A 25,838-nucleotide genomic window follows, 5' to 3' on the forward strand; every position below is an offset into this window, starting at 1 on the left:
ACGACCGCACCGCGACCGGGGTGCTCGCCGCGTTCAACGAGGCCGAGATCCTCGCGCCGGGCGACGTGCACGTCGCGCGGCGGCTCGCCGCCCTCGGCGGGCGCGGCGACCCGACCGCCGCCGACGACCCGGCCGCCGCCGAGCCCGAACCGGTGGTGCTCGCCGCCGCGCTGGCCGTGCGCGCGATCCGCAACGGGTCGGTCTGCGTGGACCTGGCGAGCGCCGCGGCCACGACCGCGGGCGAGGGCGAAGTCGCCGTCGACGTGTCCGGGCTGCCCTGGCCGGAGCCTGCGACGTGGCGCGCGGCCTGCGCGGACAGCCCGCTGGTCGCCGTCGGCGAGGACGGCCCCGCCGGGCGGCCGCTGCGCCTGCTCGGGAACCTGCTCTACCTGGAGCGCTACTGGCAGGAGGAGGAGCTGGTCCGCCGCGAGTTCACCGCGCGCGCCGGGCCGGTCGCGACCGTCGACCCGGACCGGCTGTGCGCGGCGCTGGACCGGCTGCTCGGCGACCCCGGCGCCGAACGGCAGCGCCTCGCCGCCGCGGTCGCCGCGCTGCGGCCGGTCGCCGTGATCGCCGGCGGCCCCGGCACGGGCAAGACGACGACGGTCGCGGCCCTGCTCGCCGTCCTGCACGACCTGCACCGCGCGACCGCCCCGCCCGGGGCGCCGGGTCTGCGGGTGGCGCTCGCCGCGCCGACCGGGAAGGCCGCGGCCCGGCTGACCCAGTCCGTCGCCGAGGCCCACGGGCGGCTGCCGGAGACCGACCGGGCCGCCGTCGCGGGGGCGACGGCGTCGACGCTGCACCGGCTGCTGGGCTCGCGGGGCACCTCGGGCCGGTTCCGCCACCACCGGGGCAACCGGCTGCCGCACGACGTCGTGGTCGTCGACGAGACGTCGATGGTGTCGCTGACGATGATGGCGCGGCTGCTGGAGGCCGTCCGGCCGGACGCCCGGCTGGTGCTGGTCGGGGACCCGGACCAGCTCGCGTCGGTGGAGGCCGGTGCGGTGCTCGGCGACCTCGCCGCCGCGGGCGGCCGGGCCGAGCCCGCGCTGCAGGACGCGCTGAGCGCCTGCGGGGCGTTCCGCGTGGACCGGCCCGTGCCGGCCTCCGGCGCCGCGGGCACCCCCGCGCCCGCCGAGCCGGGCCCGCCCGCCGTGGTGCGCAACGGGGTGGTGCGGCTGGAGCGCAATTGGCGCTTCGGCGGCACGATCGCGGACTTCGCGGCGGCCGTGCAGGGCGACGACCCCGACGCCGCTGTCGCGCTGCTGCGCCGCGGCGCGGCCGACCTGTCCTTCGTCGACGGCGACGCGGCCGAGCTCGAGCCGCGCCGGCTGGACACGTTCCGCCAGGACGTGACCCGGGCCGCGGTGGACGTGATCGGGGCCGCCGAGGCCGGGGACGCCGAGCAGGCCTTGCGGGTGCTCGACGACCACCGCGTCCTCTGCGCGCACCGCCGCGGCCCGCACGGGGTGACCCGGTGGACCGCGGAGATCGAGCGGTGGATCGAGACCGAGCGTCCCGGCTTCGCCGCCGAGGCCCCCTGGTACCCGGGCCGCCCGCTGCTGGTCACCACGAACGACTACGACCTGGGCCTGTTCAACGGTGACACCGGCGTCGTGGTCCGGGCCGCGTCGGGGCGCCGCGCGGTGTTCGCCCGGGACAACGCCCCGGTCGCGTTCGAACCGGCACGCCTCGGCGGCGTCGGCACCGTCCACGCGATGACGGTGCACCGCAGCCAGGGCAGCCAGTTCAAGCGGATCACCGTGGTGCTGCCGCCCGCGGACTCGCCGCTGATGACCCGCGAGCTGCTCTACACCGCCGTCACCCGGGCCAAGGAGTCCGTGCGGATCATCGGCACCGAGGAGGCGGTACGCGCCGCGATCGGCCGCCCGGCCGGGCGCGCGAGCGGCCTGCAGCAGCGGCTCGGGACCTGAGGTCCCGAGCCGGCGCGGGCACCGTCACGCGGCGGGCGGGGCCTGCTGCTTCTGCCTGCGGCCCGCCTGGACCGACACGAACACGACCAGCGCCAGGCTGATCCACAACGCGTACCTGTCGACGGCGAGCACCACGTCGACGGCGTCCTGTCCGAGGCCGAACCCGAGCCCGGCGACGAGCCCGGTGATCAGCGCGGCGCCGATCGCGTCGAAGAGCAGGAACGTCGCGAGCCGCATCCTCCCCAGTCCGGCGACCGCGAACACCGCGGCGGCCGGGATGCCGGGCAGCGCGGCCGCGACGACGGCGATCGGCATCGCCCAGCGCGGCCAGCTGCGGATCCGGCCGACGAACCGCTTCGCGAGGTCACCGGGCGCCCACAGCGCGACGATCTTCTCGCCCCACCGGCGCCCGGCCAGCCAGAACAGCCAGTCGAACTTGATCATTCCGAACACCCCGGCGGTGATGACGACCCACAGGTCCGCCTCGCCGATGCGGGCGAACGCCGCGCCCGCCCCGACCGCGGAGAGGCTGCCGGTGACCGCGGCGAGCCACACCGGGTGCGACGCCAGCAGGAACGGCCGCAGCGGCATCGTCACCAGCATGAACACGAGCAGGCCGAGCGTGGAGAAGACGAGCACCTTGTCGCCGCGCGACATCGGGTGGTCCCAGGGCATCGCGTCGCGCCAGGCCTGCTTGCCCGCCTCGATCTCCTCCGGGCTGTAGTCGCGCCGCCACCACCGGGTCCGTGCGGGAGCCGCTCCGGGGTCGGCCGGGGCGGATCCGCCCCCGCGGTCCGCGGCGGGCCCACCGTCCCCCGCCGGTGCGGCCGCCCGGGTGTGGTCGCTCGTCATCGTCGTCCCCCTCGTCCGATGGCGTTCCATCGGAACACGACCCTAGGCGGGCCGGGGTCCGGCCGGATCCGCAGCGAGGACGAGATGCCCACCGTCCCCGTCCTCGTCCGGGCGGAGGAGGAAACCGTTCGGCGGCGGGCCGCGGCGCGGCTACGCTCCGGCCCGTGCCGCCGTCCGTCACACCGGCCGACGGGCCGTCGCTCGACGCCCCCGTCACCCTGCGCCCGTTGGTGCGGGCCGACCTGGCCCTCCTGCGGCGCTGGCTGGCCGCGCCGCACGTGCACCGGTGGTGGTTCCACGAGACCACCGACGAGGCGCTCGAACGCGACTTCGGGGCGGGGCTGCGCGGCGAGGAACCGGGCGAGGACCTCGTCGCCGAGCTCGGTGGTGTCCCGGTCGGGCTGGTCCAGCGCGCCCGCTGGCACGACTACCCCGAGGAGGTCGCCGCGATCGCGCCGATCCTGACGATCCCGGACGGTGCGCTGACCGTCGACTACCTCATCGGGCCGGTGGAGCTGACCGGGCGCGGGCTGGGCCCGCGGATCATCGCCGCCGCCGTCGCCGAGGGCTGGGAGCGCTACCCGGAGGCGACGGCGGTGGTCGTCCCGGTCGCGGCGGGCAACCGGGCGTCGTGCCGGGCGCTGGAGAAGGCCGGGTTCCGCCGGGTCGCGACCGGGGAGCTGCCCCCGGACAACCCGGCCGACCCCCCGCTGGCCCACGTGCACCGGCTCGACCGTCCCGCCCGTCTGGGATGATCCCCGCGTGCCTCCCGTGACCAGCGCCGGACTCCTGCTGCACCGGCCCGGGCCGGGCGGCCCGGAGGTGCTGCTCGGCCACATGGGTGGACCGTTCTGGGCCCGCAAGGACGACCACGCCTGGTCGATGCCCAAGGGCGAGCACGGCCCCGACGAGAGCCCGCTCGACGCCGCCCGACGCGAGTTCACCGAGGAGATCGGCGCCCCGCCGCCCGACGGCGAGCCGGTCGGGCTCGGCACGGTCCGCCAGTCCCGCAAGACCGTCACCGCCTTCGCACTGGACGGGTCCGGCTTCACCGGCGCCGACGCCGTCGCCGGCCGTCCCGACGACGGCAGCTGGGTCGAGATGGAGTGGCCGCCCCGCTCCGGGCGCACCCTCCGCTTCCCCGAGCTGGACCGCGCCGCGTGGTTCGACCTCGCCACCGCCCGGGAGAAGATCGTGAAGGGTCAGGTGCCCTTGCTCGACAGGTTGGCCGACCTGCTCGGCGGGTAGTCGACCGCCATGGCGAGCAGCATCAAGGACGACGAGATGTACGAGCGCCTCCGCGAGGAGGGCAACTCCAAGGAGAAGTCCGCGCGGATCGCGAACGCCGCGGCCGCCGAGGGGCGCGGCACCGTCGGCAGGCGCGGCGGCGAGCACGGCGACTACGAGAACCAGACCAAGGACGAGCTCTACGCCCAGGCGCAGAAGGTCGGCATCCCCGGTCGCTCGGACATGACCAAGGACGAGCTGATCCGGGCCCTGCGCGAGCACTGACATCATCGGGGCATGAGCCGCCGTCACGACCACGACGCCGGGGGCGACCCCGGGACCCTCGCCCGCAAGGCGGAGCTGCGCGAGGAGGTCTGGACCGCGCTGACCGAGCAGAAGGCCTCCCGGTTCCCGGGGGCGCGGAACCGGATCTCGAACTTCGTCGGTGCCGAGGCCGCGGCCCGGCGGCTGCGCGAGCTCGACGTGTGGCGCACCGCCCGCACCGTGAAGTCCAACCCGGACTCCGCCCAGCTCCCGGTGCGCCGGTACGCGCTGGAGGACGGCAAGACCGTGTACATGGCCGTCCCGAGGCTGGCCGAGGACGACCCGTTCTTCCTGCTGGACCCCGACCACCTCGCCGACCCGCCCCACCGCGCCGTGTCGATCAAGAACGCCACGCGGTCGGCCCGCCGGGTCGCCGTCGACGAGCTGGAGCCGGTGGACCTCGTCGTCACCGGCTGTGTGGCCGTCGGCGCGGACGGGGCGCGGCTGGGCAAGGGCGGCGGATTCGCCGACCTGGAGTTCGCGCTGGCCCGCGCGGCGGGACTGATCTCCGACGACACCCTCGTCGTCACCACCGTGCACGAGCTGCAGCTGCGCGACGCCGGCGTCATCCCGTGGGCGGACCACGACGCGCCGGTCGACCTGATCGTCACCCCGGACCGCGTCGTCGACTGCCGGGAGCACCGGCGGAACCGCCCCGAGGGGGGCATCGTGTGGGAGTCCCTGACCGAGGACAAGATCGCGGCCATCCCGCTGCTGGGACGGCTGCGCGAGGAGGCACGCGCGTGAGGATCGTCTGCGAGCGCGGGGACATCACCGAGGCCCGGGTCGACGCCGTCGTCAACGCCGCCAACTCCGGTCTGCGTGGTGGGGGCGGCGTCGACGGCGCCATCCACCGGCGTGGCGGGCCCGCGATCCTCGCCGAGTGCGAGCGGCTGCGCGCCGGCGACCTGCCCGACGGGCTCCCCACCGGACAGGCCGTCGCGACGACCGCCGGGAACCTGCCCGCCCGCTGGGTGATCCACACCGTCGGGCCGGTGTACGCGAAGCGGGAGGACCGCTCGGCGCTGCTGGCGAGCGCCTACCGCGAGTCGCTGCGGGTCGCCGACTCCCTCGGCGCCCGGACCGTCGCGTTCCCCGCTGTCTCGGCCGGGGTCTACGGGTGGCCGGTCGCCGACGCCGCCCGGATCGCCGTCGCCACCGTCCGGGAGGTCGCCGAGACGGGCACCGCGGTGACCGAGGTCCGGTTCGTCCTGTTCAGCGACGACGTCCTCGCCGCGTTCGAGACCGCCCTAGGCTGACCCCATGATCACCGTGAACGGCCACACCCCGCAGGTCCACGAGCAGGCCTGGGTGGCGCCCGGCGCCGTGCTCGCCGGCGAGGTGAGCGTCGGTCCGGAGACCGGGATCTGGTACACGTGCGTGATCCGGGCCGACCTCGCCCCGATCACCCTCGGCGCCCGCACCAACGTCCAGGACGGCTCCGTCCTGCACGCCGACCCCGGCTCCCCCGCAACCATCGGCGACGGCGTCACCATCGGCCACCGCGCCGTCGTGCACGGCTGCACCGTCGAGGACGACGTGCTGATCGGCATGGGCGCGGTACTCATGAACGGGGTGCGCGTCGGCGCCGGGTCGCTGATCGCCGCGGGCGCGGTGCTCACCCAGGGCACGGTGGTGCCGCCCGGGTCGCTGGTCGCCGGGGTCCCGGGGAAGGTGCGTCGCGAGCTCGGCGAGGCCGAACGGAACTCGATCCCGCTGTCGGCCGCCGCCTACGTCCACCTGCTGGGCCTGCACCGCGACGCGAACACCTGACACACCCGTCGCCGGTCCCCCGGCCCCCCGGTCACCGGCCCGCCGGGCCACGCGCGGCCCCGCACACCGGTCCGCTCGCCGGGCCGGAGAACGCGCGCCCGATCGCGCGCGCGTTCTCCGGTTCGGCGCGCATGAACGGGACGCGGGACCGGCGCCCGGACCGGCCGCGGGAGCGACGCGTGAACTGAGCAACGCGTCGACCCGGCGACGGACGCGGGATGACCAGAGGACTGCGGCGTCAGCGGCCGGTCAGCCGGGCGGCGAGCGTCGCGACGCCGTCCCCCGTCAGCCGGTCCAGCACGGCCGGGCGCCCACAGGCGGCCAGCAGCACGTCGACGCCGCGTCCCCGGACCTCCGCGCCCTCGCCCCGCGCGAACCCGGCGTCGTCGGCGACGAACCGCAGGCCCGCCAGCCGGCGCCGTGTGGTGAACGCGAGCGGGACCGTCCCGACCACGAAGTCGAGCGCGATGCGCACGTCGACGGGGTCGGGGTCGAACGGCAGCCCGAGCGGGACGGTGACGTCGGCGGTGTGCACGATCGCGTCGGTCATCGGGCCCCGCGCCCCGATGCCGGGCGGGGCGAAGGAGCTGTCGGCCCGCTCCCGCAGCACCGCGACCATCTCGGCGACCGGCCGGCCCGCAGCCCGCCGGGCGTCCCGGTCGACCGCCCGGTCCAGGTTCCCCCGTGCCCGCAGCACCTGCACCAGGAACGACGGCACCGACGTCGTCAGTGCGGACACCAGGTGCCCGGCGACGGTCCGCACGTCCCACCCGGCGCACAGGCTCGGCGCCGCGAGCTGCGCGGCGTCGAGTGAGGAGACGAGGTCGGCGAACCCGCGACGGTACTGGGCGGACACCGCGACGACGGCGGCGTCGGGCAGGTCGGAGGTGGTCACGGCGCTGAGCCTAGGCAGGTCCGACCCGGCCGTGGAAGGCGCGGATGTGCGCCTCGATACGGTCCGCGGCCAGCGTCCCGTCGCCGTCGGCGAGCGCCGCGTGGATCTCCCGATGCTCGGCCCGCAGCCGCTCGCGCAGCGCGGGCCAGTCCCCCTGGGCCTGCATCGCGTCGAGCAGCACCCCGCGTACCGACTCCCGGATCGCCCGGGTCAGCTCCCCCACCAGGCGGTTCCCGGCCGCCGCGGCGATCGCGACGTGGAAGGCGATGTCGGCGTCGCTGAAGGCGGCCGGGTCGAGGTCGTCGTCCATGACGTCCAGCGCGGCCGTCCACTCCAGCAGGTCCGACGCCGAGCGCCGGCGCGCGGCCAGACCGGCGGAGAACCGTTCGAACATGACCCGGGCCGCGGTGACGTCGTCCACCGGGAACGAGTCGACCGCGAGGTGCAGGGCCAGCACCCGGCCGAGTGCCCGCGCCGGGGCGGGCACGACGACCGTCCCGGAGTCCGCGCCGGTGCCCACCTGCGAGCGGATCACACCCTGGGCCTGCAGCACCCGCAGTGCCTCGCGGACCGCCTGGCGGGACGCGCCCAGCGTCGCGGCGAGCTCGCGCTCCGGCGGCAGCCGGTCCCCCGGGCGCCACTCGCCACTCGTCAGGCGCTCCTCGACGTGGGCGAGCACCATCTCGTGGGCGGCGGGAACACGCACGTCGTCCTCCTGCTTGTGTGTGGTCCGACCATACCGCTACCTTGGTCGGACCACACCCTCCGTCCCACCACTTCACCGGAGGCGCCATGCCGATCTCCCGGCCCCGCGTCGGCCTCATGGTCACGTGTCTCAACGACGCCCTGTTCCCGGACACCGGCAGGGCCGTCGTCTCCCTGCTGCGCCGGCTCGGTGTCGACGTCGAGTTCCCCGCCGCGCAGACCTGCTGCGGGCAACCGATGGTCAACACCGGCTACCTCGACGAGGCCGTCCCGCTCGTCCGCAACCACCTCGACGCCTTCGCCGGGTACGACGCGATCCTCGCCCCGTCCGGGTCGTGCGCGGGCTCGGTGCGCCACCAGCACGGCCTGGTCGCCCACCGCTCCGGCGACCCGGGTCTGGTCCGCGGCGTCGAGTCCGCACCGCCGGTGTACGAGCTGAGCGAGTACCTGGTCGACGTGCTCGGCGTCGTCGACGTCGGGGCCTACTTCCCGCACCGCGTCACCTACCACCCGACCTGCCACTCGCTGCGGATGCTGGGGGTCGGCGACCGGCCGACCCGGCTGCTGCGCGCGGTCCGCGGGCTGACCCTGCTCGACCTGCCGGGCTCGGGCGAGTGCTGCGGGTTCGGCGGGACGTTCGCGGTGAAGAACTCCGAGACCTCGATCGCGATGGGCAACGACAAGGCCCGCCACGTCCGCTCGACGGGCGCGGAGGTGCTGGTCGCCGGGGACAACTCCTGCCTGATGCACGTGGGCGGGCTGCTGTCGCGGCAGCGGTCGGGGATGCGCGTGATGCACCTGGCCGAGGTCCTGGCCTCGACCGAGCCGGTGATCGAGGCGCGCGACGAGCGCGCCGCGACCCCGCGCTCGGCGGGCAGCGCGGGGGTGCCGGCATGAGCGGCACGTTCCTCGGCACCCCGGCGTTCCCGGCGGCGGCGCGCGCCGCGCTGGAGGACTCCCAGCTGCGCCGCAACCTGGCCCATGCCACGTCCACCATCCGCACCAAGCGCGGCAGCGTCGTCGGCGAGGTCGACGACTGGGAGCAGCTGCGCCTGGCCGGTGAGGCCATCAAGAACCGGGTGCTGCGGCACCTGCCCGACTACCTGGAGCAGCTGGAACGGTCGCTGACGGCGGCCGGCGCTACCGTGCACTGGGCGCGCGACGCGGCCGAGGCGAACGCGGTCGTCGTCGACATCGCGCGGCGGCACGGCACCGACGAGGTCGTCAAGGTCAAGTCGATGGCCACCCAGGAGATCGACCTGAACTCGGCGCTGGAGGCCGCGGGCATCCACGCCTGGGAGACCGACCTCGCCGAGCTGATCGTGCAGCTCGGGGACGACCTGCCCAGCCACATCCTGGTCCCGGCGATCCACCGCAACCGCGCGGAGATCCGGGAGATCTTCCTGCGCGAGATGGGCCGCGCCGGGCGCGCCGCCCCGGCGGACCTGACCGACGAACCGGCGCGCCTGGCCGCCGCGGCCCGGGAGCACCTGCGGGAGAAGTTCCTGCGGGCGAAGGTGGCGGTGTCGGGGGCGAACTTCGCCGTCGCCGAGACCGGGACGCTCACCGTCGTCGAGTCCGAGGGCAACGGCCGGATGTGCCTGACCCTGCCCGAGGTGCTGGTGTCGGTGGTCGGGATCGAGAAGGTCCTGCCGACCTTCCAGGACCTGGACGTGATGCTACAGCTGCTCCCCCGGTCCTCGACCGGGGAGCGGATGAACCCCTACACCTCCACCTGGACCGGGGTCACCCCCGGCGACGGGCCGCAGGAGGTGCACGTGGTGCTGCTGGACAACGGCCGCACCGACGTGCTCGCCGACCCGACCGGGCGGCAGGCGCTGCGCTGCATCCGCTGCTCGGCCTGTCTGAACGTGTGCCCGGTCTACGAGCGCACCGGCGGACACGCCTACGGCTCGGTCTACCCGGGCCCGATCGGCGCGATCCTCACCCCGCAGCTGCGGGGGGTGGGCACCGACCCGCAGACCGACTCGCTGCCGTACGCCTCCAGCCTGTGCGGGGCGTGTTTCGAGGTCTGCCCGGTCCGCATCGACATCCCCGAGGTGCTGGTGCACCTGCGCGCCGAGGTCGTCGACGCCCACCGGCGGGCGAGCCGGGTGCCGTCGGTGCAGGACGTCGCGATGCGGGCGGCGTCGTGGACGCTGTCCTCGGCCACGCGCACCGGCGCCGCGGAACGTGTCGCCGGGATCGGCGGGAGGCTGGCCGGGCGGCTGGGCCGCACCGCGCCCGGCGGGCGCAGCATCCTCGGCGCGGTGCCCGGCCCGGCGAGCGCCTGGTCGGACTCGCGCGACGTGCCGGTACCGGCAGCCGAGTCCTTCCGGGAGTGGTGGACCAGGACCGACGGCGGGCGGAGCCGGAGCGACAACACCGACGGCGGGCGGAGCCGGAGCGACAACACCGACGGCGGGCGGAGCCGGAGCGACGACACCGACGGCGGGCGCAGGAACGGGGACGGGGCATGAGCGCGCGCGAGGCGATCCTGGCGAAGGCCCGGCGGGCCCTGACCGACGTGCCCGACGTCGAGCCGGTGCTCGACGTCGAGGTGGTCCGGCCGGTCCCCGACCGGTCGCTGCCGCACGCGCAGGTCGTCGACCTGTTCGACGAGCGGGTCGCGGACTACCGCGCCGTCGTCGAGCGGGCGGACCCGGACACCGCGGCGGCGCGGGTCGCCGGTGCCCTGGCCGGCCGGCCCCCGCTCGCGGGCTCCGGCCCGCTGCGGATCCTGGTGCCGCCGGGCTTCCCGGCCGGCCTGGTGCCCGACGACGTCGAGGTCGTCCCGGACGGGCCGGACGTCGCGGTGTCGGAGCTGGACCGCTGCGACGGCGTGCTGTCGACGGCCGCGGTCGGCATCGCCGAGACCGGCACGATCATCCTCGACCACGGTCCGGGCCAGGGCCGGCGCGCCGCGACGCTGGTCCCCGACCTGCACGTCTGCGTGATCCGCGCCGACCAGGTCGTGGCCGGTGTGCCGGAGGCGGTGGCGGCGCTGGACCCGGCGCGGCCGCACACCTGGATCAGCGGGCCGAGCGCGACCAGCGACATCGAGCTGGACCGGGTGGAGGGTGTGCACGGGCCGCGGACACTGCACGTGGTGATCGTCAGCTGACGGTTCCGGCGGGCCGGCGCTGGTGGTGGCGCCGGACGTGCCGCGGCTGCCCCGCGGGGCGGGCGACGCCGTCCGGAGCTAGGCGTCGCCGAGCGTCCGCACCACCACCGTCGCGATGTCCTCCGCCGAGCGCGCGGCCGGGCCCGTGGGCAGCACCATGTGGCTGACGGTGAGCCGGGCGGCGGTCTCGGCGGCGAGCCGGACGTCGTGCTCGCGGGCCCCGGGCCGGACCCGGCGCAGATAGCCCGCGGACCGCTCGGCCGCGGCCGCGATGATCGGACCGGAGTCGGCGCCGAACGCGGACGGGACCGCCGCGTCGCCGCTGAGCAGGGCCTTGATCAGCGGGTTCTCCCCCGCCTCGGTGAGGGCGGCGTCGACCGCGGCGACCCAGGCCGAGTACAGGTCGGACTCTCCGTCGAGGGCGGCCTCGATCCGGTCGAGGAACCGGTCGGTGGCGCGCAGCATCAGGGCCGCGGCGAGGCCGTCACGGTCGCCGAACTCGCTGTAGAGGGTCTGCCTGCTGACCCCGACCCGGCGGGCGAGCTCGGGCATCGACGGGCGTTCCCCCGCGACCGCGAGGCGTTCGGCGACGTCGAGGACCTCACCGCGCAGCTCGTCGCGGGCCCGCCGCGCCATCGTCCGCCGCTCGCTCATGGGAGACATCATGACACGACCCGTCCACCATCTGGACAGTTCTGCCGTATGTGTCTAACTTCGGCGGGGACACCGACGTCGAGGCCCGAGGAGCAATGCCGTGAAGCTGGTGCAGCAGGCGCGTGAGCGCTGGTCGTCCGTCCTCACCCTGCCCGCACCCGACCGGCTCGACGACGCGCTGCTCGCCACCGGCGCCCGGAGCCACCGCCCCGTGCCGTTCGGCCCGGCACCGCACGGGCTGGCCGAGGTCCCCGGTGACGAGGGCATGCCGCTGCTCGGCCACGCGCTGGCCTACATCCGGTTCGGGCACCGCTTCACCCGCGCCCGCACCGAGGCACTCGGCCCGGTGTGGTGGATGCGGTCCCCGGTCGGCCGGGCGATCGTCGTGACCGGCCCGGCCGCGACCCGGGAGGTGCTCACCAACCGGGACAAGGCGTTCTCCCAGGAGGGGTGGCGCGCGACGGTCGACGCGTTCTTCCACCGCGGCCTGATGCTGCTCGACTTCGACGAGCACCGCGCGCACCGGCGGATCATGCAGGAGGCCTTCACCGCTGACCGGATCTCCAGCTACGTCGCCGCGACCACCCCCGTCGTGCGCGAGGTGCTGCCGACCTGGCCGGAGCGGCTGCGGCTCTACCCGGCGCTCAAACGGCTCACCCTGGACGTCGCGCAGGCGGTGTTCATGGACGCCCGCTCCGGGCCGGAGGCCGAGGCGGTGAACCGGGCGTTCGTCGACTGCGTCCGGGCCGCGAACTCCTTCGTCCGCAAGGACCTGCCCGGTACCCGGTGGCGGCGCGGGCTGCGCGGGCGGGTGGTGCTGGAGAACTGGTTCCGGGAGAACCTGGCGGCCAAGCGTGCGGGTGAGGGCACCGACCTGTTCTCCGCGCTGTGCCACGCCCGCACCGACGACGGCGAGACGTTCTCCGACGACGACGTCGTCAACCACATGATCTTCCTGATGATGGCCGCGCACGACACGTCGACCACCACGACGGCGTCGGCGGCGCACCACCTCGCGCGCAACCCGGTCTGGCAGGAGCGCTGCCGCGCCGAGTCCGACGCGCTCGCCGAGCGGATCTCCGACCGCGCCCCGACCGTGGCCGAGCTGCGCGAGCTGACCTCGCTGGACCTGGTGATCCGGGAGGCCCTGCGGCTCGACGCGCCGGTACCGCTGGTCATGCGGACGGCGGTGAAGGACACCGCGGTCGCCGGGCACCACGTGCCTGCGGCGACGCGGGTCGTCGTCGCGCAGGCGGTGAACCACTACGACCGGTCCTGCTGGACCGACCCGGAGCGCTTCGACCCCGAGCGGTTCGGGTCCGGCCGGCGGGAGGACCGCTCCGACCGCGACGCGTGGATCCCGTTCGGCGGTGGTGTGCACAAGTGCATCGGGCTGCATTTCGGGACCTTGGAGGTCACCGCGATCCTGCACGAGATGCTGCGCCGCTACCGGTGGAGCGTCGAGCCCTCCTACCGGCTGCGCTGGGACAACACCTCGCTGCCGGTGCCGGTGGGCGGCATCCCGGTGCGGCTCACCCCGCGCTGACGGCCCACTCGTCGCGGGCGATCCGCACGGCCAGCTCCAGCAGCGCGACGGCCGCGCCGTGCAGCCGCTCCCCCACCGCGCGGTCCGCCTCGCCCGCGGCGACCCGCGCCCAGGTGCCCTCCAGCACGACGCCGAGCTTGAACGCGGCCAGCCCCGCGTACCAGGTGATGCCGGTGGTGTCGCGGCCGCCGGCGTCGGCGTAGGCGGCGACGAGCTCGGCCCGGGTGGGGAGCCCGCCGTACCCGGCGAGCTCGGTCCCGGCGCCGAACCCGACCGGGTCGACCGGCCACGTGACCAGCAGCCAGCCGAGGTCGAGCAGCGGGTCACCGACGGTGCACATCTCCCAGTCGACCAGCGGCCACCCGCGGCCGGGTCCGGTCCAGCAGCACGTTGTTCAGGTGCAGGTCCCCGTGCGCGACGCCCGGTTCCGGCTCGGGCGGCCGGTGCCGGGTCAGCCAGTCCGCGGCGACGGCCACGTCGGGCAGGTCGCCCGGGTCGTAGCCGGGCACCTCGGAGTAGGACGCCAGCTGCCCGGTCCAGCGCGGCACCTGCCGTTCCAGGAACGGGCCGGGGCGGCGCAGCCCGTCGAGCCCGACGGCGGCCGGGTCGAGACGTCCCAGCCGGGCCGCGGCCCGGGCCACGTCGAGCACCGCGCCGTGCCGCAGCGCCGGGGTCGCGGCCTGCTCGGGCGAGACCCGCTCGCCGGGGTTGACGCCGTCCACGTCGGACATCAGGTAGAACGGCCTGCCGAGCACCCCGGCGTCGGTGCACGCGGCGACGAGCTCCGGGTGCGGCACGTCGGTGCCGCGCAGCGCGCCGAGCACCGTGATCTCGCGGGCGATGGTGCGGGCCGACCCCGGCCGCGGGTGCACCGGCGGGGAGCGCAGGACCAGCGGCCTGCCGTCGACGACGGTGCGCAGCACCACGTTCTGGGTGCCGCCGCCGACCGGTTCCAGCTCGCCGGACCAGTCGCCGAGGCCCCGGTCGCGCAGCCAGGCCCCGAGCGCGGCACGGTCGACGACGTCGGCCGGGGACCTCACGTCGACCACGCCATCCCGCCGTCGACCTTGATCGTCGCGCCGGTGGTGTAGCCGGCGTCCGGCCCGGTCAGATAGAGGATGGCACCGACGACCTCGGCGGCCTCCCCCACCCGTCCGGCGGGGACCGTGCCGGCGATCCGCGTGCGGAACTCCTCGGTCCAGTGCTCGGCGATGTCGGTCCGGACCGGACCGGGCATCACCGTGTTGACCCGCACCGACGGCGCGTAGGCGCGGGCGAGCCCGACGGTCAGGGCGTTGAGCCCGGCCTTGGCCAGCGCGTAGGGCAGCTCGCCGGGGCCCGGCATCACCGCCGCGACCGAGGAGACGTTCACGATCGCGCCGCCGCCCGCCGCGGCCATGAGCTCCCCGCAGCGGGCCCCGAGCCGGTAGGCGCCGCGCAGGTTCACGGCGAGGACCTTGTCGAACAGTTCCTCGGTGACCTCGGTGAGCGACCCGTAGAGCGGGGACATGCCGGCGTTGTTGACCAGCACGTCGATCCGGCCGTACTCGGCGAGCACCCGGTCCACCAGGGCGTCGCAGTCCGCCCAGCGGCCCACGTGGCAGCCGACGCCCAGTGCCGGCGTGCCGTGCTCCGCGGTCAGCTCCGCGGCCAGCGCGGTGCACGCCTCGGCCCTGCGGCTGGCGACGACGACCGTGTCGCCGCGGGCCGCGTACGCCGCGCACGCCGCCCGCCCGATCCCCCGGCTCCCGCCGGTGACGACGACGACCCGTCCTCCGTCGCTCGACGCGCTCATCTCAGGACGCCCCGGAGCCCCCGGCGTTCCACTCACGGTCCTTGCGGTCCTCGGACTCGGTGCGCTCCTTGGCGATCTCCAGCGCGCGGGCCGCGGTGGCCTTGTCCGGGTACGGGCCGAGCCGGTCGGCCGACCGGCAGCCCTCGGCGGTCTCCACGGTGCCGTGCTTGAGGCAGTAGAACCATTGCTCGTCACTCATGGGACCACCCTGGCACCGATCCACCCCGCCTGTCTCCCGCCGCGCCGGTCCGGCGATGGCAGGCTGGGGGCATGGCACTGGTGCTCGGGGTGGACTCCTCCACCCAGTCCTGCAAGGTCGTGGTCCGCGACGCCGACACCGGCGAGCTCGTCCGTTCCGGGCGCGCCGCACACCCGGACGGCACGGAGATCGCGCCCCGGCTCTGGTGGGAGGCGCTGGAGGCCGCGATCGACGACGCGGGCGGCCTCGACGGCGTCGCGGCGCTGTCGGTCGCGGGCCAGCAGCACGGCATGGTCTGCCTCGACGAGCGCGGCGAGGTCGTCCGCGACGCACTGCTGTGGAACGACACCCGCTCGGCCGCCGCCGCCGGCGAGCTCGTCGAGGAGTTCGGCGCGCAGCAGTGGGCGGAGACGACCGGCGTCGTCCCGGTGGCCTCGATCACCCTGGCCAAGCTGCGCTGGCTCGCCGCGCACGAGCCCGACCACGCCGCCCGCACCGCGGCGGTGTGCCTGCCGCACGACTGGCTGACCTGGAAGCTCCGCGGTGGCGGGGTCCCCGGCGGCGCGGGTCTCGACGAACTGGTCACCGACCGGTCCGACGCCTCGGGCACCGGCTGGTTCGACGGCGTCGACTACCGCCCCGAGCTGCTGGAACGCTTCTTCGGGTCGACGCCGGCGCTGCCGCGGCTGCTCGGCCCGGCCGAGTCCGTCGACGGGCCGGGCGGGATCCGGGTCGGCGCCGGGGCGGGCGACAACGCGGCCGCCGGGCTGGGTGTCGACGCCGGCGACGACGTCGTCGTCTCGCTGGGCACCTCCGGCACGGTGTTCGCCCGCTCGGAGCGTCGAGCCCAGGACCCCTCCGGGATCGTCGCCGGGTTCTCCGACGCCACCGGCGCCTACCTGCCGCTGGTGTGCACGCTCAACGCCTCCCGGGTGCTGGATGCGACCCGGCGGCTGCTCGGCGTGGACCACGACGAGCTGGGCCGCCTCGCGCTGTCCGCCGAGCCGGGCGCGGGCGGCCTGGTCGTGGTGCCCTACCTGGAGGGCGAGCGGACCCCGAACCTGCCCGACGCCACCGGCGCACTGCACGGCTGGACGCTGGCGTCGGGGACCCGGGAGAACCTGGCCCGGGCCGCGGTCGAGGGCATGCTGTCCGCGCAGCGGGTCGGGCTGGAGGCGCTGCGCGAGCAGGGTGTCACCGTGTCCGGGGTGACCCTGGTCGGCGGGGCGGCCCGCTCCGAGGCGGTCTGCCGGATCGCCGCGCAGGTCTTCGAGGTGCCGGTGCGGGTGCCCGAGCCCGGCGAGTACGTGGCCGACGGCGCCGCCCGCCAGGCCGCGTGGGCGCTGCACGGCGGCGCGACGCCGCCGTCGTGGAGCGCCGGTGCCGAACCGGCACGCTACGAGGCCGACCCGGCACCGGCGGCCTGGGAGCGCTACCGCGAGGCGGCGGGGGCCTTCCTGGACCGGGTCGCGGGATGACCAGCGAGGGCCCGAAGCGGCTCCTGGTCCTCGGCAAGATCACCGACATCCTGGACGCCTTCACCCTGCAGCGCCCCGTGCTCGGGCTGGGCGAGATCCAGCAGGCGACCGGCATCCCGACCTCGACGGTGCAGCGGCTGGTGTCCAACATGGTCGCCGAGGGGCTGCTGGACCGGGTCGGGGACCGGGTCCGGATCGGGATCCGGATGGCCTACTGGGCCGGGGCCGCGGCCCGCGGGGTGGACCTGCTGGAGCTGGCCGGGCCGCTGCTGCGCGAGCTGCGCGACACCACCGGGGAGACCGCGTCGCTGTTCCGGGCCGAGGGCAGGCACCGGGTGTGCGTCGCCGTCGCCGAGACGCGGCACGCACTGCGCCGGGAGATGCACGTCGGCAAGGTAATCCCGCTGCACACCGGCTCGGCGGGCCGGGTCCTGCTCGCCTGGGCCCCCGAGCTGGCCGCGGAGGTGCTGGCCGGCCCGCTGCCGTCGCTGACCGAGTACACCGTGACCGACCCGGAGACGCTGCGCGCGCTGCTGGACGACACCCGCCGCGACGGGTTCGCGATCACCGTCGCCGAGCGCGACGACGGCGGCTCCGGACTGTCCGTGCCGGTGTTCGACCACGCCGGGGAGGTGACCGCGGCGCTCACGGTCAGCGGACCGACCATCCGGTTCGGCCGCTCGGAGTGCGAGAAGTGCGTGGACCTGCTGGTCGGGGCCGCGGAGCGACTGACCCGCACCCTCGGCGGGCGCCCGCCGGGCTGACCCGGCGGCCGGCTCAGCGACCGCAGCCGGGGTCCCGGCCGGTCAGCGCCACGATGCGCTCGATCGGCGTCGCCCCGGGGCCCGGTTCGACGGCGGGCGCGAAAACACCCATGCCCCGCCCCTGCTCCGCCATGGCCGACACCGCGGTGAGCGTGGCGTCGAGGACCTCCGCGGGCCACTGCGGATCGATTCCCACCGCACGGCCGAGGTCCCATCCGTGCACCACGAGCTCACCCAGCACCATCCCGCCGATGACGGCGGCCGGGACCTGTTCGCCCATGGTCACCGTGCCGTCCCAGGCCGCCGGTTCCGACCACACGACCACCAGGTCCTCCCGGGCGGCGTGGAGCCGGACGGGCCAGTCCCCGGTGACCGGAGCGGTCGGTTCGGGTCCGTCGGCCGGTCCGTGCCCGGAGCGCCGCCCCACCTCGGCGAGCACAGGGGTCCAGTACAGGAGGTGGCCGAGCAGGTCCTGCAGGTCCCACTCCGAGCACGGCGTGGGACGGGTCAGCGGGAGCCGGGCCGCGGCCGCGACGAGCGGGACGTGTGCGGCCGCGGCGGCGGCGATGTGACGGTGCATGACGGCGACGCTAGGGCCCGGGCGCGCCCGGGGTCTTGGACGAACGCGACGGTTCCGCCGGATCCCGGCATACTCGCCCACCGTGGACGAGGACCCCCGCCGCCTCCCGCCGGCCCGGGCCCGTCACCAGCGGGTGCGCACCGTGCTCCCACCGGCCGACCTGGCGGGCTTCGTCGAGCGGTTCTGGATCGTCGACTGGCACTACGACCGGCCCTACCGGCAGAAGGTCGTCCCCTACCCGCAGGTGCACCTGACCGTTCAGCCGGGGGCCGCCGCGATGCTGGCCGGGCCGGCGACCCGGTACGTCCACCGCGAGTTGACCGGGACCGGCCGGGTGGTCGGGGCGGCATTGCGGGCGGGCACGGCCCGGGCGCTGGTCGGCGCACCCGTCTCGACCGTCACCGACCGCCGATGCCCGGTCGCCGGAGTCGTCACCGCGGACGTGAACGGGCTGACCGACCACCTGCGCGCGAGGCTCCCCGCCGACGGGCCGGACCGGGCCGCGGCACAGGCACGGGACCTCGTGGCCACCGTGGCCGGGGACCGGTCGCTGGTCCGGGTCGACGATCTGGCCCGCGACACCGCGACCAGCGTCCGTTCGCTGCAACGGCTGTTCCACGACCACGTCGGGGTCGGTCCGAAGTGGGTCATCCGCCGCTACCGGCTGCACGAGGTGACCGAGCTGATGGCGGCGGGCGTGCCGGTCCGGTGGGCCGAGGTCGCCGCCGACCTCGGCTACGCCGACCAGGCCCACCTGAGCCGGGATTTCACCAGGATGTTCGGCGAGCCCCCGACGTCCTACGCGCGGCGCTACTGACCGTCGTCCGTGCGGTCCCGGCGCGGCCCCGCCGTCCACGGGAAGGCCTGGGCGTTCGAGCGGACCCCGCGGGCGGTCGCCGAGCGCATCGGCTCCCCCAGCTCGGCGAGCAGGTCCTCCGACCACGTCACGAGGTCGGCCAGCACCGCGGGGGTCAGCCAGTCCGGGCGCAGCGCGAACAGCAGGTCCTCGCTGGCGGTGTTGCCGCTGGCACCGGGCGCGAACGGGCAGCCGCCCAGCCCACCCAGCGCGCCGTCGAGGACGGTCGCACCGTTCTGCACCGCGGCGAGTGCGTTCGCGACGCCCTGGCCCCAGGTGTCGTGGCCGTGGAAGGCGATGCGACGGCCGTCGGCGACCGCGGCGACGCGCCCGACCAGCGACCCGACCTCGGCCGGGTTCGCCTGACCGAGGGTGTCGCAGACGACGACGTCGCAGGAGCCCGCGGTGCGCGGGTCGGCGACGATCCCGACCACCCGGTCCGGATCGACCGGTCCGTCGAACGGGCAGGTGAACGCCGTCGCGAGACACAGCTGGATGCGTCCGCCCGCGGCACGCGCGTACTCGACGGCCTGCGGCATCGCGTCGAGGGAGACGGCGGTGTCACGGCCGATGTTGGCGTTGTTGTGCGCGTCGGACACCGAGAAGCAGTACTGGACGTTGCGGGCCCCGGCGGCCACCGCCTTCTGCACGTGCCGCGGCGTCGCCACCCACACCCAGCAGCGCTCCAGCTCCTCCGGTGTCAGCGCGGCGACGACGTCGAGGGTGTCCGCCAGCGGCGGCACCAGGTCGCCGCGGGCCAGCGACCCGATCTCCAGCTCCGGCACGCCCGCGCCGAGCAGCGCGCGGACCAGCCCGACCTTGCGGTCGGTGGGCAGCGGCTTGCCGGTGAGCTGGAGCCCGTCGCGCAGCGTGACGTCCCGCAGGACGACCCCGTCGGTGCTCATGCGTCCTCCCCCGATGCGGCCCGGATCGTGTCCGGGGTGTACCCGAGCAGGCCGCCGAGGACGTCGGCGGTGTCGGCGCCCAGGTCCGGCCCGACCGAGCGGACCGGGACCGACCGGCCGTCGAGCACCGGCACGATGCCGGGGAACCCGACCCGTGCGGGTTCGGCGCCGCCGGTGTCGACGTCGAAGTACTGGACCATGTCGCGGGCGCGGAACTGCTCGTCGGCGACGATGTCGGCGGCGGAGTGGATCGGCCCGGCCGGGACGCCGGCCTCCTCCAGCTTCGCGAGGACCTCGTCGCGGGGCAGCGAGCGGGTCCAGGCCTCGATGGCGCCGTCGAGCTCGTCGCGGCGCGCCCAGCGGCCCGCGTTGGAGGCCAGCTCCGGGTCGGCGCCCAGGTCCGCGCGGCCGATGACGGTCATGAACCGGCCGTAGATGGAGTCGCCGTTGCCGGCGATCACGACGCTGCCCCCGTCCGCGCAGACGTAGGCGTTGGACGGGGCGATGCCCTCCATCCGCCCGCCGACGCGGCGCCGCTCGACGCCGTAGGCGAGGTGGTCGGGGACGAGGGACTCCATCATCGAGAACACCGCCTCGTTGAGCGCGACGTCCATGCAGCGCCGGTCCAGCGCGGGCCGGTCCGTGCGGCTCTCGCGCTGGTAGAGACCCATCATCGCGGAGAACGCGCCGTAGAGCCCGGCGATCGAGTCCCCGATCGACACCCCGGTCCGCGACGGCGGCCGGTCGGCCTCCCCGACGAGGGCGCGCAGCCCGCCCATCGCCTCGGCGACGGCGGCGAACCCCGGCCGCGACGACAGCGGCCCGGTCTGCCCGAACGCCGAGATCCGCACGAGCACGACGTCGGGGTTGACGGCGTCGAGCTCGGCCGGGCCCAGCCCCCACTTCTCCAGCGTGCCGGGCCGGAAGTTCTCCAGCACCACGTCGGAGCGGGCGGCCAGGTCCAGCACGGCCTGCTTCCCCGCGGCCGAGCGCATGTCGAGGGTGATGGAGCGCTTGTTGCGGTTCAGCGTCCGGTACAGCATCGAGGTGTCCCCGGCGTAGAGCCGCCAGTTGCGGATCTCGTCGCCGGTACCGGGGCGCTCGACCTTGATCACCTCGGCGCCGAAGTCGGCGAGCAGGCGTCCGGCGGTGGGGGCGGCGATGTAGTTGCCGAGCTCGAGCACCCGGACTCCGGACAGCGGAAGTTGCGACACGACTCTCCCTAGACGACGAGCGACAGCGGCAGGATCACCAGGATCGCGACGACGGAGGCGATGGAGACCCCGACCGAGCAGGTCTTGAGCGTCCCGCGCACGGACTGCCCGAGCAGCGACTGCAGCAGCCAGAACGTGTTCGAGGTGACGTGGACGGCGAACAGCGCACCGGCGCCGGCGGCCAGCGCGATCAGGACCGGGGCCAGACCGATCACCGGGGCGACCGGGGCGAGCACCCCGGCCGCGGTGATCGCCGAGATCGTCACCGACCCGATCGCGACGTGCAGCACGGCGGCGATCAGCCACACCATGAGCAGCGGTGCGGCGGTACTCGCGGAGAAGAAGCGGCCGAGGATCTCGCCGAGGCCCGCCTCGGAGATCGTCGTGGCGAGCGAGCCGCCGACGCCGGTGAGGATCAGGATCTGCCCGCTCTCGCGGAACCCGTCGGAGACCGCGGCCTCGACCATGCCGCGCCCGTGGGCGACCCCGACGACGGCCGTGGTCCCGATCAGCGCGAGCAGCAGCGCGATCACCGGCTCGCCCAGGAACGCGATGACGGGGTGGGTGATCCCGGCCGCGTCGAGGACGGCGCCCGCGGCGATGAGCAGCAGGCCCACCAGCAGCGGCCCGAACAGCACGGCCAGCGGTAGCTCGCGACGCGCGGTGCCGGACACCGCGGTACCGACGGCGGCCGGGACCGCGCCCCCGCCGGGCCCGGCTCCGTCTCCCCCGTGCGTGCCCCCGCCGTCCGGGGAACCGGTACCGGTGGGCCGTCCCCCGGCGCTCCCGGCGCCGGGTGCGGCGGTGTCCGGCGAGTCGGCCTCCGCACCGGCGGGCACGCCCGCGGCGACCGGCTCCTGCTCGTCGCGGGCCGGGTCCCACCAGCCGCGGCGCAGCAGCACGGACATGATCCCGGTCGCGATGAGCACGGTCGGCAAAACGACGACCAGGCCCAGGATCAGCATCTGGCCCAGCGGCACCCCGAGCACACCGGCGAGTGCGACCGCACCGACACCGGGGACCATGAACACGATCCCGCACTCCAGGCCGATCGCGAGCGCGGCCGCCATCCGCGGCAGCCCCTTGTCCCCGATGCGCGGAGCGATCCGACGGGCCAGCGGTGCGGAGATGACCAGCAGCACGTCGACGAAGATCGACTGGAGTGCGGTGGAGACGGTGACGGCGGTGGCGTAGGGCATCCCGCGCGGGCCGCAGGCCGTCAGCAGCGCGGAGACCAGCCGTTCGATGGCGCCCGCGTGGTGCAGCATCGCGCCGGTCAGGACACCGAAGGCGATGAGCAGCCCGACGTCGGCCAGGATGTCGCCGAACCCGCCGGTGACCGCGTCGACCGTCCCCGTCACCCCCAGGCCGGCGGTCAGGCCCAGGTAGACGGCGCCGATGACGAGGGAGATCACCGGGTTGAGCCGGAACCTCACGATCAGCACGACGACGGCGAGCACGGCGACGGCCGTGTTCACCACGATGACGGTGTCCGACACGATGACCCCCCCTGGCATCGACGACGATGTCGTACCCACATCATGAACTCAAACCCACCATGCGGGCAACCCCGCAGGTCAGGCGGCGGCCAGCGCCCCACCGAACCCGATCAGCGCGACCCCGGCGACGACGTCACCGGCGCGGCGCACGCGGCGCCGGGTGAAGAAGGCCCGCGCCCGGTGCACGGCGAGGACCAGGCCGACCCCGTAGACGCCGCCGAGCACCGCCACCGACAGCGCCAGCAGCAGCGCGTCGGCCGTGGTCGTCACCCCGGGCACGAGGAACTGCGGCAGCACCGACAGGTACATGACCAGCACCTTCGGGTTGGTGATGTTCGAGCCGAAGCCGACCAGGAACGACCGCCGCGCCGGCAGCCGCGGACCGCCGTCGGGGACGACGGGGTAGTCCCCGCGGCGCGCGGCCCGCAGCGCCTGCACCCCGAGCACGCAGAGGTAGACCACCCCGGCCCAGCGGATCACGGTGAACGCGGTGTGCGAGCTCGCGACGAGCACACCGAGCCCGAACGCCGCGGCGCCGCCCTGCAGGGCGTTGCCGGTGAACACCCCGGCCAGCGTCGAGAGTCCGCCCGCGCGCCCGCCGACCAGCGAGGCGCGCAGCATCACGAAGGTGTCCGGGCCGGGCATCAGCACCAGCCCGACGACGATCAACAGGTAGGCACCGTAGGACGTCCAGCTCACGAGGGGCCATCGTAGGCTGCTGCCCCGTGAGATCCCGCCGGCGCCGCACGTCCCGGGAGGCGTCCCCGCTTCCGACGGTCGACGGCCTCGCGCCGGCCCGCGTCCGCACCCCGGCGACCGGCGGGTGGGCGACGATGCGCGACCACCTCGTCGACCGGTTCCCGCACGTCGCGGAGCGGATCGACGCACGGCTGGCGGCCGGGGAGATCGTGACCGCGGACGGCCCGGTCACCCCGGCCACGCCGTACACGCCGTCGACGACGCTGTGGCTCTACCGCGACGAGCCCGACGAGGTACCGGTGCCGTTCGGGCTGCCGGTGCTGCACGCGGACGACGACGTGGTGGTCGTCGACAAGCCGCACCTGCTCGCGACGATCCCGCGGGGCAGCCACGTCCGCCAGACCGTGCTGGTGCGGCTGCGCCACGAGCTGGGGCTGCCCGCGCTCAGCCCGGCGCACCGGCTCGACCGCGCCACCGCGGGGGTCCTGCTGCTGGTGGTGCGCCCCGAGCTGCGCGGCGCCTACCAGACGTTGTTCGCCCGCGGCCGGGTCACGAAGACCTACGAGGCGCTCGCCCGGTTCGACCCGGACCTGGAGCTGCCGCGCACCGAGGTGTCGCGGATCGTGAAGCGGCCCGGGGTGTTCGCCGCCGTCACCGAGGACGGCGAGCCGAACGCCGAGACCCGCGTCGAGGTCGCCGGGCTGCGGGGCGAGCGGGCCCTGTACCGGCTGACCCCGCGCACCGGGCGGACCCACCAGCTGCGGGTGCACCTGAACGGGCTCGGCGTGCCGATCCTCGGCGACGACGTCTACCCCGAGCTGCACCGGCGGGCGCCGGAGGACTTCACCCGCCCGCTGCAGCTGCTCTCGCGTGCCCTGGAGTTCGACGACCCGGTGACCGGGGCGCGGCGGCGCTTCGTCAGCGGCCGCACCCTGCAGGCGTGGGACGACCCGGACGGCTGGGCCGCCGGGACGCCGCACGAGTGGTGATCAGCCGACGCTGCGGTCGTCGCCGTCGTCGAGGTGGTGGCCGTTGCGGTGCCCGCCGGGCACCGGCGCGCCGTTGACGGCGCCGTTCAGTGCACCACCGGCCGGTCCGTGCGGGCCGTGGTCCTCCGCGGCGCGGTGGCGGCCCTCGCGCAGACCCCGCTGGTAGCTGGCCAGCCGGTTGCGCACCCGGTCGGGCTGGCGCTCCCGCGACCCGGTCGGCGCGAGGCCGTTCGGGGTGTCCCGCCACGACGGCGGCACCATCGCCTGCCCGGGCAGACGCTGCGGCAGGCCCTGTGCGGTGGTCGGCAGGTCGACGACCCGGTCGGCCCGGATCCGGGCGGCGTCGAACTCGGCGTCGCCCGCGGTGCGCCAGTTGTCGTTCTGCGTGACCGGGAGCGCCGTCGTCTCGGTCGATCCCGGCTCACGGAACCAGGCCGAGGCGACCGCCGCGAAGATCGGCGTGTCGTCCGCGTCGTCCACGGGCACCGGCACCTCCGAGTCGAACGGTCCGAACAGCTCCACCGGCGGGGTCGCCCCCGCCGCGCCGGTGACGGGCAGTGCCTCGGTGGCCGGGGGGTCCTCAGGCGCGGGCGGCGGTGGCGGGGCGCCGTTGCGCGCCGGGCCCGTGGCCGGTGACGGCGGCCCGTACGGCGGGCGCGGGCCCGGGCCGGGCGTACCGGACCCGGACCCGTTCGGTCCGGGACCGGCCGGGCCGGGGGCCTGCGGACGGGCAGCCGGGGCACCGGAGCCGGCGAAGGGGGCCGCGGCCGCGATCCCGCCGGCCGGGCGGGGGGCACGGCGGGGCAGCCCGGCGGAGGCCGCGGGCTCGACCCGTTCGGGGGCGACCGGCGGCCAGCTGCGCTCGGGCTCCGCCGCCGGGTTCTCCCGGGGCGGCCACGGCACGTCTGCCGCCACGGCCGGGGCGGGATCGGGTGCCGGGCGGCGCAGCGACCCCGTCGTCCCAGTCCCGGCCTGCTCGACGGACCCGGCCGGCTGCGGCTCCGCGGCGGGCGCGGCGGACTCGGAGCGGCCACCGCCGAGGACCGAGGACGGCAGGTGGAGCACGGCGATCGGGGCGATCGCGGAGTTCCCGGCGGGGGCGCGGACGCCGAGCCGGGCGCCGATGGCGCGGGCCAGCCGCGCGGCCACGTGCAGGCCGATCTCCTGCGGGGCGACCGGGCCACCGGGCGTCGCCGAGCCCAGCGCGCGGTCCAACTCCTCGACCGGGGTGCGGTGGCGCGGGGACTGGGTGCCCTGCAGCTCGACGACGATCCCGCCGTCGGGACCCCAGCGGGTCAGCAGCTCGATGCGCTCCCCGGCCGGGGTGGCGCTCGCGGCGTGGGCGAGCAGCTCGGCCAGGATCTGGCCCAGGACGGGCTCGGCGGTGGCGTCGACCGAGACGCTCGGGGTCGGCGGGACGATCGTGCGCGAGGCCGCCTCACTCGCGGAGACGACGGTGTTGAGCGCCTGACCGAGCGGGGTCGACGGGGCCGCGAGCCGGGGCCCGCGGGGGGCACCGGCGAGAACGAGGATGTGGTCGCCGTCGCGGGCCCCCCGACGGGCGGCCGCGGCGAGCTCGGCGAGGTCGGCCAGCGCACCCGGGCGCAGCTCACCGGCACGCAGCCGTTCGGTCAGCAGCTGCTGGCGCTCCGAACGGGCCCGCAACCGGTGCGCGATCGCGGCCAGCACCGCGTCCCCGGCCGAGGCACCCGCCGGGCCGGACGGGTGGGGCGGCGGGTCGTCTCGCGCCACGCGATCGTCCTCCGAACCGTTCGGACGGCGCCCGGGATCGGACGCCACGTCAGTACCCGCTCGGGTAGCGGGCG

General features: G+C 75.8%; 29 protein-coding genes. 15 read left to right on the top strand and 14 right to left on the bottom strand.

All coding sequences use genetic code 11. The features are described 5' to 3' along the window. The first annotated feature begins 20 nt into the window (after positions 1 to 20). Complete coding sequence (gene recD / locus ZF1_RS16765; protein WP_208820121.1) at positions 21 to 1,934, top strand: exodeoxyribonuclease V subunit alpha; 1,914 nt, start codon at positions 21 to 23, stop codon at positions 1,932 to 1,934. Between the two features lie 24 nt (positions 1,935 to 1,958). On the opposite strand, the gene ZF1_RS16770 is transcribed toward recD, so the two are convergent. Further along, the gene (locus tag ZF1_RS16770; RefSeq protein WP_405416647.1) at positions 1,959 to 2,786 is read right to left on the bottom strand and encodes a DedA family protein; all 828 of its coding nucleotides are present in this window, start codon (positions 2,784 to 2,786) and stop codon (positions 1,959 to 1,961) included. Between the two features lie 164 nt (positions 2,787 to 2,950). On the opposite strand from ZF1_RS16770, the gene ZF1_RS16775 reads away from it, so the two are divergent. From ZF1_RS16775 to ZF1_RS16800, 6 genes are read left to right on the top strand one after another with little or no spacing between them, the layout of a single operon-like run. Next, positions 2,951 to 3,541: a GNAT family N-acetyltransferase gene (locus ZF1_RS16775; protein ID WP_073574529.1), complete on the top strand. Its 591-nt coding sequence runs from the start codon at positions 2,951 to 2,953 to the stop codon at positions 3,539 to 3,541. Positions 3,542 to 3,557: 16 nt separating this feature from the next. Further along, on the top strand, positions 3,558 to 4,034 hold the full coding sequence (locus tag ZF1_RS16780) for an NUDIX hydrolase (protein WP_482638717.1): 477 nt from the start codon (positions 3,558 to 3,560) through the stop codon (positions 4,032 to 4,034). 9 nt (positions 4,035 to 4,043) lie between these two features. Next, positions 4,044 to 4,298: a DUF7218 family protein gene (locus ZF1_RS16785; protein ID WP_062395855.1), complete on the top strand. Its 255-nt coding sequence runs from the start codon at positions 4,044 to 4,046 to the stop codon at positions 4,296 to 4,298. Positions 4,299 to 4,310: 12 nt separating this feature from the next. Then, positions 4,311 to 5,084 carry a 5-formyltetrahydrofolate cyclo-ligase gene (locus ZF1_RS16790; RefSeq protein ID WP_405416644.1) on the top strand — a complete coding sequence of 258 codons (774 nt, stop codon included), beginning with the start codon at positions 4,311 to 4,313 and terminating at the stop codon, positions 5,082 to 5,084. Further along, positions 5,081 to 5,596: an O-acetyl-ADP-ribose deacetylase gene (locus ZF1_RS16795; protein WP_482637738.1), complete on the top strand. Its 516-nt coding sequence runs from the start codon at positions 5,081 to 5,083 to the stop codon at positions 5,594 to 5,596. The genes ZF1_RS16790 and ZF1_RS16795 overlap by 4 nt, the downstream gene beginning before the upstream one ends. Positions 5,597 to 5,600: 4 nt before the next feature. Continuing rightward, positions 5,601 to 6,110, top strand: coding sequence for a gamma carbonic anhydrase family protein (locus ZF1_RS16800; protein ID WP_482637739.1), 510 nt, complete (start codon positions 5,601 to 5,603; stop codon positions 6,108 to 6,110). 238 nt (positions 6,111 to 6,348) lie between these two features. Here the strand turns inward: ZF1_RS16800 and ZF1_RS16805 are convergent, their stop codons facing one another. Then, a complete protein-coding gene (locus ZF1_RS16805; protein WP_482637740.1) occupies positions 6,349 to 7,005 on the bottom strand; it encodes a maleylpyruvate isomerase family mycothiol-dependent enzyme in 657 nt (218 codons plus the stop codon). Between the two features lie 10 nt (positions 7,006 to 7,015). Then, the gene (locus tag ZF1_RS16810) at positions 7,016 to 7,711 is read right to left on the bottom strand and encodes a FadR/GntR family transcriptional regulator (RefSeq protein ID WP_482637741.1); all 696 of its coding nucleotides are present in this window, start codon (positions 7,709 to 7,711) and stop codon (positions 7,016 to 7,018) included. An 86-nt stretch (positions 7,712 to 7,797) separates the two neighbouring features. Here ZF1_RS16810 and ZF1_RS16815 point away from each other — a divergent pair, with 86 nt between their 5' ends. Genes ZF1_RS16815 through ZF1_RS16825 form a run of 3 tightly spaced genes read left to right on the top strand, consistent with a single transcriptional unit; the run spans position 7,798 to position 10,834 of the window. Beyond that, positions 7,798 to 8,607: a (Fe-S)-binding protein gene (locus tag ZF1_RS16815; protein WP_482637742.1), complete on the top strand. Its 810-nt coding sequence runs from the start codon at positions 7,798 to 7,800 to the stop codon at positions 8,605 to 8,607. Next, complete coding sequence (locus ZF1_RS16820; RefSeq protein WP_482637743.1) at positions 8,604 to 10,190, top strand: lactate utilization protein B; 1,587 nt, start codon at positions 8,604 to 8,606, stop codon at positions 10,188 to 10,190. The genes ZF1_RS16815 and ZF1_RS16820 overlap by 4 nt, the downstream gene beginning before the upstream one ends. Continuing rightward, the gene (locus ZF1_RS16825) at positions 10,187 to 10,834 is read left to right on the top strand and encodes a LutC/YkgG family protein (RefSeq protein WP_476651758.1); all 648 of its coding nucleotides are present in this window, start codon (positions 10,187 to 10,189) and stop codon (positions 10,832 to 10,834) included. Before ZF1_RS16820 ends, ZF1_RS16825 begins: the two co-directional genes overlap by 4 nt. A 78-nt stretch (positions 10,835 to 10,912) precedes the next feature. Here the strand turns inward: ZF1_RS16825 and ZF1_RS16830 are convergent, their stop codons facing one another. Then, complete coding sequence (locus ZF1_RS16830) at positions 10,913 to 11,488, bottom strand: TetR/AcrR family transcriptional regulator (RefSeq protein ID WP_482637744.1); 576 nt, start codon at positions 11,486 to 11,488, stop codon at positions 10,913 to 10,915. 100 nt (positions 11,489 to 11,588) lie between these two features. Here ZF1_RS16830 and ZF1_RS16835 point away from each other — a divergent pair, with 100 nt between their 5' ends. Beyond that, a complete protein-coding gene (locus ZF1_RS16835) occupies positions 11,589 to 13,034 on the top strand; it encodes a cytochrome P450 (protein WP_482637745.1) in 1,446 nt (481 codons plus the stop codon). Here the strand turns inward: ZF1_RS16835 and ZF1_RS16840 are convergent. The 4 genes from ZF1_RS16840 to ZF1_RS16855 are packed head-to-tail and all read right to left on the bottom strand — an operon-like array spanning position 13,021 to position 15,028. Next, positions 13,021 to 13,374 carry a hypothetical protein gene (locus ZF1_RS16840; RefSeq protein ID WP_482637746.1) on the bottom strand — a complete coding sequence of 118 codons (354 nt, stop codon included), beginning with the start codon at positions 13,372 to 13,374 and terminating at the stop codon, positions 13,021 to 13,023. The two genes, ZF1_RS16835 and ZF1_RS16840, sit on opposite strands and share 14 nt — an antisense overlap. Then, positions 13,358 to 14,074 carry a phosphotransferase family protein gene (locus ZF1_RS16845; protein WP_482637747.1) on the bottom strand — a complete coding sequence of 239 codons (717 nt, stop codon included), beginning with the start codon at positions 14,072 to 14,074 and terminating at the stop codon, positions 13,358 to 13,360. Before ZF1_RS16845 ends, ZF1_RS16840 begins: the two co-directional genes overlap by 17 nt. After that, positions 14,071 to 14,829, bottom strand: a complete 759-nt coding sequence (locus ZF1_RS16850) for an SDR family NAD(P)-dependent oxidoreductase (protein ID WP_251784926.1) — start codon at positions 14,827 to 14,829, stop codon at positions 14,071 to 14,073. Before ZF1_RS16850 ends, ZF1_RS16845 begins: the two co-directional genes overlap by 4 nt. Position 14,830: 1 nt before the next feature. After that, positions 14,831 to 15,028, bottom strand: coding sequence for a hypothetical protein (locus ZF1_RS16855; RefSeq protein WP_062395865.1), 198 nt, complete (start codon positions 15,026 to 15,028; stop codon positions 14,831 to 14,833). 71 nt (positions 15,029 to 15,099) lie between these two features. Between ZF1_RS16855 and ZF1_RS16860 the strand changes: the two genes are divergently transcribed. Both ZF1_RS16860 and ZF1_RS16865 read left to right on the top strand, forming a co-directional pair. After that, on the top strand, positions 15,100 to 16,506 hold the full coding sequence (locus tag ZF1_RS16860; RefSeq protein WP_476651763.1) for a xylulokinase: 1,407 nt from the start codon (positions 15,100 to 15,102) through the stop codon (positions 16,504 to 16,506). After that, positions 16,503 to 17,270 carry an IclR family transcriptional regulator gene (locus tag ZF1_RS16865; protein ID WP_345648838.1) on the top strand — a complete coding sequence of 256 codons (768 nt, stop codon included), beginning with the start codon at positions 16,503 to 16,505 and terminating at the stop codon, positions 17,268 to 17,270. The genes ZF1_RS16860 and ZF1_RS16865 overlap by 4 nt, the downstream gene beginning before the upstream one ends. Before the next feature lie 13 nt (positions 17,271 to 17,283). On the opposite strand, the gene ZF1_RS16870 is transcribed toward ZF1_RS16865, so the two are convergent. Beyond that, positions 17,284 to 17,850, bottom strand: coding sequence for a TIGR03086 family metal-binding protein (locus ZF1_RS16870; RefSeq protein WP_476651765.1), 567 nt, complete (start codon positions 17,848 to 17,850; stop codon positions 17,284 to 17,286). 82 nt (positions 17,851 to 17,932) lie between these two features. Here ZF1_RS16870 and ZF1_RS16875 point away from each other — a divergent pair, with 82 nt between their 5' ends. Further along, complete coding sequence (locus ZF1_RS16875; RefSeq protein ID WP_345648830.1) at positions 17,933 to 18,667, top strand: DUF6597 domain-containing transcriptional factor; 735 nt, start codon at positions 17,933 to 17,935, stop codon at positions 18,665 to 18,667. Here ZF1_RS16875 and ZF1_RS16880 read toward each other — a convergent pair. The 4 genes from ZF1_RS16880 to ZF1_RS16895 form a co-directional block, all read right to left on the bottom strand. Next, on the bottom strand, positions 18,661 to 19,611 hold the full coding sequence (locus ZF1_RS16880) for a beta/alpha barrel domain-containing protein (RefSeq protein ID WP_346104795.1): 951 nt from the start codon (positions 19,609 to 19,611) through the stop codon (positions 18,661 to 18,663). The genes ZF1_RS16875 and ZF1_RS16880 overlap by 7 nt on opposite strands. Beyond that, a complete protein-coding gene (locus tag ZF1_RS16885; protein ID WP_482637748.1) occupies positions 19,608 to 20,825 on the bottom strand; it encodes a CaiB/BaiF CoA transferase family protein in 1,218 nt (405 codons plus the stop codon). Before ZF1_RS16885 ends, ZF1_RS16880 begins: the two co-directional genes overlap by 4 nt. Positions 20,826 to 20,833: 8 nt before the next feature. Continuing rightward, positions 20,834 to 22,303, bottom strand: a complete 1,470-nt coding sequence (locus ZF1_RS16890) for a GntP family permease (protein ID WP_482637749.1) — start codon at positions 22,301 to 22,303, stop codon at positions 20,834 to 20,836. A gap of 99 nt (positions 22,304 to 22,402) precedes the next feature. Then, positions 22,403 to 23,023, bottom strand: coding sequence for a LysE family translocator (locus ZF1_RS16895; RefSeq protein WP_179762490.1), 621 nt, complete (start codon positions 23,021 to 23,023; stop codon positions 22,403 to 22,405). Positions 23,024 to 23,049: 26 nt separating this feature from the next. On the opposite strand from ZF1_RS16895, the gene ZF1_RS16900 reads away from it, so the two are divergent. Continuing rightward, complete coding sequence (locus tag ZF1_RS16900; protein WP_405416618.1) at positions 23,050 to 24,012, top strand: pseudouridine synthase; 963 nt, start codon at positions 23,050 to 23,052, stop codon at positions 24,010 to 24,012. Here the strand turns inward: ZF1_RS16900 and ZF1_RS16905 are convergent, their stop codons facing one another. Continuing rightward, on the bottom strand, positions 24,013 to 25,764 hold the full coding sequence (locus ZF1_RS16905; RefSeq protein WP_482637750.1) for a hypothetical protein: 1,752 nt from the start codon (positions 25,762 to 25,764) through the stop codon (positions 24,013 to 24,015). Positions 25,765 to 25,838: the final 74 nt, after the last annotated feature.

It is taken from the genome of Pseudonocardia sp. ZF1 (genome assembly GCF_056835605.1).

Coding starts and splice junctions, on each gene's coding strand:
- ZF1_RS16770 (WP_405416647.1), bottom strand. CDS start 2,786: ATGACGAGCGACCACACCCGGGCGGCCGCACCGGCGGGGGACGGTGGG.
- ZF1_RS16785 (WP_062395855.1), top strand. CDS start 4,044: ATGGCGAGCAGCATCAAGGACGACGAGATGTACGAGCGCCTCCGCGAG.
- ZF1_RS16790 (WP_405416644.1), top strand. CDS start 4,311: ATGAGCCGCCGTCACGACCACGACGCCGGGGGCGACCCCGGGACCCTC.
- ZF1_RS16800 (WP_482637739.1), top strand. CDS start 5,601: ATGATCACCGTGAACGGCCACACCCCGCAGGTCCACGAGCAGGCCTGG.
- ZF1_RS16815 (WP_482637742.1), top strand. CDS start 7,798: ATGCCGATCTCCCGGCCCCGCGTCGGCCTCATGGTCACGTGTCTCAAC.
- ZF1_RS16820 (WP_482637743.1), top strand. CDS start 8,604: ATGAGCGGCACGTTCCTCGGCACCCCGGCGTTCCCGGCGGCGGCGCGC.
- ZF1_RS16825 (WP_476651758.1), top strand. CDS start 10,187: ATGAGCGCGCGCGAGGCGATCCTGGCGAAGGCCCGGCGGGCCCTGACC.
- ZF1_RS16830 (WP_482637744.1), bottom strand. CDS start 11,488: ATGAGCGAGCGGCGGACGATGGCGCGGCGGGCCCGCGACGAGCTGCGC.
- ZF1_RS16840 (WP_482637746.1), bottom strand. CDS start 13,374: ATGTGCACCGTCGGTGACCCGCTGCTCGACCTCGGCTGGCTGCTGGTC.
- ZF1_RS16850 (WP_251784926.1), bottom strand. CDS start 14,829: ATGAGCGCGTCGAGCGACGGAGGACGGGTCGTCGTCGTCACCGGCGGG.
- ZF1_RS16855 (WP_062395865.1), bottom strand. CDS start 15,028: ATGAGTGACGAGCAATGGTTCTACTGCCTCAAGCACGGCACCGTGGAG.
- ZF1_RS16860 (WP_476651763.1), top strand. CDS start 15,100: ATGGCACTGGTGCTCGGGGTGGACTCCTCCACCCAGTCCTGCAAGGTC.
- ZF1_RS16865 (WP_345648838.1), top strand. CDS start 16,503: ATGACCAGCGAGGGCCCGAAGCGGCTCCTGGTCCTCGGCAAGATCACC.
- ZF1_RS16870 (WP_476651765.1), bottom strand. CDS start 17,850: ATGCACCGTCACATCGCCGCCGCCGCGGCCGCACACGTCCCGCTCGTC.
- ZF1_RS16880 (WP_346104795.1), bottom strand. CDS start 19,611: ATGAGCACCGACGGGGTCGTCCTGCGGGACGTCACGCTGCGCGACGGG.